At 35.3% G+C, this 4,914-nt stretch carries 4 protein-coding genes; all 4 read right to left on the bottom strand.

Going from position 1 to position 4,914, the window contains the following annotated elements; genetic code table 11:
• Positions 1–284 precede the first annotated feature (284 nt).
• The 4 genes from ABFR62_12920 to ABFR62_12935 all read right to left on the bottom strand — a co-directional run bounded on the left by ABFR62_12920 (position 285) and on the right by ABFR62_12935 (position 4,542).
• Entirely contained in the window at positions 285–1,007 is a 723-nt protein-coding gene (locus ABFR62_12920; protein ID MEN8139325.1) for a hypothetical protein, read from the bottom strand.
• Positions 1,008–1,587: 580 nt separating this feature from the next.
• Positions 1,588–2,430, bottom strand: a complete 843-nt coding sequence (locus tag ABFR62_12925; protein ID MEN8139326.1) for a M48 family metallopeptidase — start codon at positions 2,428–2,430, stop codon at positions 1,588–1,590.
• Positions 2,431–2,567: 137 nt separating this feature from the next.
• Positions 2,568–3,101 carry a hypothetical protein gene (locus ABFR62_12930; GenBank protein ID MEN8139327.1) on the bottom strand — a complete coding sequence of 178 codons (534 nt, stop codon included), beginning with the start codon at positions 3,099–3,101 and terminating at the stop codon, positions 2,568–2,570.
• A gap of 25 nt (positions 3,102–3,126) precedes the next feature.
• Positions 3,127–4,542 carry an HD domain-containing protein gene (locus ABFR62_12935; protein MEN8139328.1) on the bottom strand — a complete coding sequence of 472 codons (1,416 nt, stop codon included), beginning with the start codon at positions 4,540–4,542 and terminating at the stop codon, positions 3,127–3,129.
• Between the last annotated feature and the right edge of the window lie 372 nt (positions 4,543–4,914).

Raw genomic sequence — 4,914 nt, forward strand, 5'->3', positions numbered from 1 at the left:
TAAAAGCCAGTGCAGTACCAATTAATGCAACAGGTGTCCAGGGAACTTGTATAAATGTTAATCCAAATATGTCGTAAAGAAATATTACAAATGCCGTCAGGATAGCAAAGCCGATTGTTTCCCATCTCGTCCAGAAAATTATTTCTTTGGTAGTGTATCTTTTTTTCGCAAGCATGATCTTTTTTTATCAGGTGGAATGCCTATTGAATTGGCTAAAGTTTATAAAGAATGTAATTGAGTTTTGTACAGAAAATAAAAGTAAACCTGTATAACTGTAATTATCATTATTCACCACTCAGTTTTTCGTAATCTCCCATTATTTGATCTCTGATATCCTGTATTGCCTTGCTAAAGGTCTTATTGGTTAAATTAGGTGTCGCCAACGATTCGTTCTTGTACATGTTAGACGATGTTTTGTCGTAGGCCATACCTTTGTAAGTCCCCAGCAATTCATCTTTATTATTGTAAACATTTAATGTTATCTCAATTTCGGCATCATTCTTCCTGACAGGTACGCCAAAATACCATACTAAAATAGGAACAGCGCCCCAATAATATGCATCCTCTGCAGTTGCAGCGGCAACAGCAATAGCCCCGATACCGATAAAGTAAGATATTTTAGCAAATAAGTTGGCCCGCGATTTACCATAAAACGTATTAATATCTCCTCTAATTATTAAATCAGCATTCTCGGTTCTCCTGCTAACTTTGTCGAAAACACCATTTGTTGAAAAATCTTCTACAATAGAATTTGTTACCACAATATCCAAGTCATTTGCCAATGATTTTTCATTAGTTACGGAAAAGCCGGTAAATGGATTTTTCCTGTCTTTCCCAGATGTTAAATCATTAAGTTTCTCTATTTGAACATTTTTGTGAATTGTTCTGGGACTTACATCTAAGGTAACTTTTGGAGTATACGAAACAGTTGCACACGAAGTTATAATTATAAATATTGATGATAATAAAATATAATATCCGGAGGGAAGTATCTTTTTGATTGTCATGATTTTAAGGAATATTATTGATATGTTTATTCGATTGAAATTTTCCTAAAACTAAGATACGAAAAAATGGTAATTTATTAAGGATCACTATTTTACAAGATGAATTCTATATTTTGCTCACTTCTTATTTTACTTATTTCTATGTTCGTGATTCGTTTTTATTTAATTTTTTCAAGGTAAATCTAGTTGCTAATTAGAGTGATCAGTGTATGAAAATAGAACATTTTTAAAAGGTCCCCTTTTAGTTTTCAAATTGACGGTTTGGGAATTGAAAATTGTATTATAAAAGTTAAAAAAACAGCAAGCAAAAGTTTTAAGGGTAAGGGAGTTAAATTCGGGGTTCAGAATAATTTATGCTTATTTTGAAAAAGAAAAACGCATTGTATTTGTCGAAATATATCATAAATCGAATAAAGCAATAGAAGACAGGGAAAGAATAAAAAAATACTTTAAGTAGGGCTGAAGCTGATAATAAAAATAAACGAGAGTTCCTCTTCTTTCGGCTTCCCTCGACTTTGCTCGGGAACCGCCATTCAGGAACCAGATGAACCCCTCGTTTATTTATTTAGAAGAAAATTTATTACTTTTTAGAATCTAAATATTTCTTCACCGATCCCGTTTTATAAGCCTCAACAGCATAAGGCATCATATTATTTAAATCGTCAATTCGTGTAGTAGGGTGTGGGTGAGTTGATAAAAACTCGGGAGGATTTTGGCCTCCTGAAGCAGAACTCATAGCCTGCATTCGTTTCCAGAACTCCGGTGCTACTGTTGGGTCATATCCGGCTAAAGCCATAAACAATATTCCCATTTCGTCGGCCTCAGACTCGTGGTCCCTGCTATATGCCAGCATTCCTACCTGTGAGCCGATACCATAAGCCTGAAGTATTAACTGAGTATTCTGTTCACTTGTACCCGCTGTTCCCAAGGCAATTGCTCCCAGCTGTCCAACCGTATTTTGTACCGAAGCCTGACTCATTCTTTCAGCACCGTGGTTAGCTATGGCATGTGCTATTTCGTGTCCCATTACTACAGCTATTCCGGCATCATCCTGACAAACAGGCAGAATTCCTGTATAGAAGGCTACTTTACCTCCCGGCATACACCAGGCATTAAGTTGTTCTGATTCTATAACATTATATTCCCACTCATAGTTGTCAAGTGTATTGGGCTGACCGATTTCTGTGAAAAATTTTTCAACAGCCTTTTGAATTTTTAGTCCAACTCTTTTTACCTGTTCTACCTGTACGGTATTGTCAGATATCTTTACTGAGTCAAGCACCTGTTGATAGGCTGCAAACGACTGAGGAAATATCTGAGACTCTGATACAAAGTTTAGTTGTTTACGTCCGGTTACAGGATTTGTACCACATCCCACCGACATTAATCCTATAATAACAAATAGTACTAGGAACTTTTTCATGATTGAGAATATATTTGATTTATTAATTGATTTTATGGTAATAATACAAAATCAGTCATAGTTTATTAGCCGGTTTTTGCATTATTTATGTTGTAACGTTAATTTTGATTTAGAGTTATATAAATGAAACTGTGTAATTAGTTCCAGTCTTCGTTAAAATCGTCGTATCCGGCCTGATCGAAAGTATCATCACCATCGAATACATCAAAATTATCCAACTCTTTTGGATTTACATCAGCTGTGAATTCTTTTTCGGGAGCATCTTCCGGAAACAATCCTACGGAGGCTACCATTCTGGGGTAGTCTACACCTGCCTCTACATCCATAATATCCAGTAACTCAACATAGAAGGTCCACATACTAAAGAAGTCGTAAATGTATAGAAGTTTGTGTTCTTTCTCATTTACAAGTTCGTGTAAAGCCCAATCTGACATTACTTTTTTAGCATCTTCGGTTTTTGGTCCGTCCGACATGTCAAAAAGGGTAATTTCATCTTTTTGTTCCCAGGTATCATTACTTATAAAAAAAGAAGCCATCTGCTGACCATCCAGTTCACATGCTTGTACTATAGAATTGTGCAAATCTTCGAATGAAGCACCTTCTTCTATCTCTATATCTCTGAAAACATCTTCGTCGTTCAGATCTAAAACTACTCTAAACTTGTATATCATCTTATTAATTATTTGCCTTTTAAAATTAATTCTTTATCGCTTTCAATCCTAATTCCTCACCTTTTTTTAACATTAACTGGTAGGCAGAATCATATTCATTAGGAATTATTCCATCTAAAATAGCTTCCCTGATAGCTAGTTTTATGTCTCCAACTTCTCTTGAAGGTTTAATATCAAAAGTTTCCATTATTAACTCTCCCGTAATAGGAGGTTGCCAATTTCTTACTTTATCTCTTTCCTCAACCTCATTCATTTTAACTCTTACGAGCTTAAAATTATTCCTGTATTTTTTTAATCTGTATGGATTTTTGGTTGTGATATCAGCTTCGCACATAGTCATAAGCGATTCAATATCTTCACCGGCATCAAATAGTAATCTTCTAACGGCAGAATCTGTAACTGTATCATCAGCTATTATAATCGGGCGTGAAGACATCATAACAATTTTTTGAACGAATTTTAAATCCGGTCCGAGTGGAAGTTTTAGCCGCTTGAAAATTTTAGGAATCATTTTCATCCCTTTAAATTCATGGCCGTGAAATGTCCAGCCAATCTTTTTATCAAAGCGCTTTGTCGGAGCTTTACCGATATCGTGTAAAAGAGCAGCCCATCGTAACCATAAATTATCAGTATTTTCAGAAATATTATCCAATACTTCCAGTGAATGATGGAAATTGTCCTTATGGCGCTGACCTTCAACTTCTTCAATGCCTTGCAGTGCAATTAACTCCGGTAATATTTGATCGAGGATTCCGGTTTTGTGCATGAGGTTAAAACCTACAGATGGTTTTTTGGAAAGCATTATTTTATTTAACTCATCACTTATTCTTTCCCTGGAAATTATTTCTAATCTCTTATTGTTCTTTTTAATAGAATTTAGCGACTCTTCTTCAATCTCAAAATTCAACTGTGATGCAAATCTAATGGCACGCATCATTCTCAGCGGGTCGTCAGAATATGTAATATCAGGGTCAAGCGGAGTACGGATAGTTTTGTTATTCATGTCATCCAATCCACCAAAAGGGTCAAGAAGTTCTCCAAAATTGTTTTGGTTTAATCCCCAGGCTAAAGCGTTTATTGTAAAATCTCTCCTGTTTTGATCGTCTTCAAGACTGCCGTTTTCAACAATAGGTTTTCTGCTGTCGGACCTGTATGATTCTTTTCGGGCTCCAACAAATTCTATTTCAATATCGTGGTGTTTAACCATTGCAGTACCAAAATTCTTAAAAACCTGAACTTTGTTTTTCCCCGGTAAAATTTCAGCGACTTTTTTAGCCAATTCTATACCGCTTCCAACAGCAACTATATCGATATCTTTTGCTGATCCCCGTTTAAGGAAATGATCTCTTACAAAGCCTCCAATCACGTAAGCTTCAACTTTTAAAGTTTCTGCAGCGTTGTTAATTGCTTTAAAAATCTCCGTGTTTAGTATATCTTTCAACTTTAATCTCTTAAATAAAATTCGTGCGTAAAGATACAAATATATAAGTCCAAAGTCCAAAGTCTAAAGTCCAAAGTAGACCCTGAATTTATTTCATGGTGAAAAGTTCAAAGCGATGCACTGAGCCGGTCACTTAGTCTGTCGAAGTGTAGTCGAAGGGATCGCAGGCAGTAAATATCTTGAACCTCTACCGCCTGTCATATTTTAATCCGAGTAAAATCTTGTTTTGTCGGCATTAAAGTTTATATATTTATTCGGATAATAGTAACTAAGAATAATTATTAAACCCCTCTCTAAACCAAGAAAAGGATGGGAAAAGTCATTTAAAAGAATGGCCGATAATGGAGATGATAGACTACTTTTTAATGATGT

The sequence above is a fragment of the Bacteroidota bacterium genome (genome assembly GCA_039714315.1).
Taxonomy (GTDB): Bacteria; Bacteroidota; Bacteroidia; order Flavobacteriales; family JADGDT01; genus JADGDT01.

Excerpts from the sequence above, each read along its gene's own strand:
- ABFR62_12930 (MEN8139327.1), bottom strand. The coding sequence starts at position 3,101 with ATGATATACAAGTTTAGAGTAGTTTTAGATCTGAACGACGAAGATGTT.
- ABFR62_12920 (MEN8139325.1), bottom strand. The coding sequence starts at position 1,007 with ATGACAATCAAAAAGATACTTCCCTCCGGATATTATATTTTATTATCA.
- ABFR62_12925 (MEN8139326.1), bottom strand. The coding sequence starts at position 2,430 with ATGAAAAAGTTCCTAGTACTATTTGTTATTATAGGATTAATGTCGGTG.